Annotated in this window: 2 protein-coding genes; both read left to right on the forward strand. The window is 70.7% G+C overall.

The features are described from left to right. Positions 1-686 (forward strand): nicotinamide mononucleotide transporter family protein (locus tag EU811_RS22950; RefSeq protein ID WP_342211729.1); only part of this gene is annotated, 686 nt, incomplete at its 5' end. Then, positions 683-1,364 (forward strand): 3,4-dihydroxy-2-butanone-4-phosphate synthase (ribB, locus tag EU811_RS22955; RefSeq protein ID WP_142940555.1); only part of this gene is annotated, 682 nt, incomplete at its 3' end. The genes EU811_RS22950 and ribB, both read left to right, overlap by 4 nt.

The raw sequence follows: 1,364 nt of genomic DNA on the forward strand, positions 1-1,364 counted from the left end.
GAGCAGCCGGCCGGGCTGCCCGGCACCCAGGGAGCGACGTCGTGAACTGGCTCAACTCCGAGGCGTTCACGCTCTTCGGCCAGCACATCAAGTGGGCCGACATGATCGGCAACGTGATCGGGCTGATCGGTCTCGCCCTCGGCTGGCGGCGGTCCATCTGGACCTGGCCCGTCCAGTTCCTGTCCGGGGCCATCCTCCTCGCCGCGTTCGCGACCGCCCACCTCTCCGGCAGCGCCGGCAAGCAGCTGGTGGTCATGACCGTCGCCCTGTGGGGCTGGTGGCAGTGGAACCGCGGCAAGGGCGGCGCGCAGGACGGCTCCATCGCCGTCCGCTTCGCCACCTGGCGCGAGCGCGGGTACCTCCTCGGCGCCGCGGCCGTCGGCACCCTCGCGGTCGGCAGCCTGTTCACCGCGTACCCGACGCTGTCCTGGGACCCCTGGCCGGACGCGTACATCTTCGTCGGCACGGTCGTCGCGATGTACGCCCAGGCGCGCGGCATGGTCGAGTTCTGGTTCGCCTGGCTGCTCGTTGACCTGGTGGGCGTGCCGCTGAACTTCGCCAACGGCTTCGCCTTCTCCGGCTTCGTCTACATCATCTACGGCGCGCTCGTCCTGTGGGGCATGCGCGACTGGTGGCTGCGCTCCCGCAAGGCCGGGCAGCCCTTCCTGGAAGGAGCCCCGGCATGACAACCGCGCCGGTTTGGTACAGCACGGGCCACGATCAGGACGCCTCCGACTTCGCGCTCGACCCCGTCGAGCAGGCCATCGCCGACATCGCGGCGGGCCGCCCGGTCGTGGTCGTCGACGACGAGAACCGGGAGAACGAGGGAGACCTCGTCATCGCCGCCGAGAAGGCGACCCCCGAGATCATCGCCTTCATGATGAGCGAGTGCCGCGGTCTGATCTGCGCACCCATGGAGGGCGACGAGCTCGACCGCCTCCAGCTCCCGCAGATGGTCGAGAACAACACCGAGTCGATGCGCACGGCCTTCACGGTCTCCGTCGACGCGGGCCCCGCGTACGGCGTGACCACCGGCATCTCCGCCGCAGACCGCGCCACCACGCTCCAACTGCTGGCCGGTGGCGAGGCCCAGGCGAGCGACCTCGTGCGCCCGGGCCACATCTTCCCGCTGCGCGCCAAGCCCGGCGGTGTCCTGACCCGCAACGGCCACACCGAGGCCGCCGTCGACCTCGCCCGGCTCGCGGGTCTGCGCCCGGCCGGCGCCATCGTCGAGATCGCGGGCGAGGACGGCCGGATGCTGCGGCTGCCCGAGCTGATCCCGTTCGCCCGCAAGCACGGCCTGACGATCATCTCCATCGAGGACCTGATCGCCTACCGTCAGAGCTCCGAGCCCACGAGACTAG

This window comes from Arthrobacter sp. TS-15, from assembly GCF_006964045.1.
Taxonomy (GTDB): Bacteria; Actinomycetota; Actinomycetes; order Actinomycetales; family Micrococcaceae; genus Arthrobacter.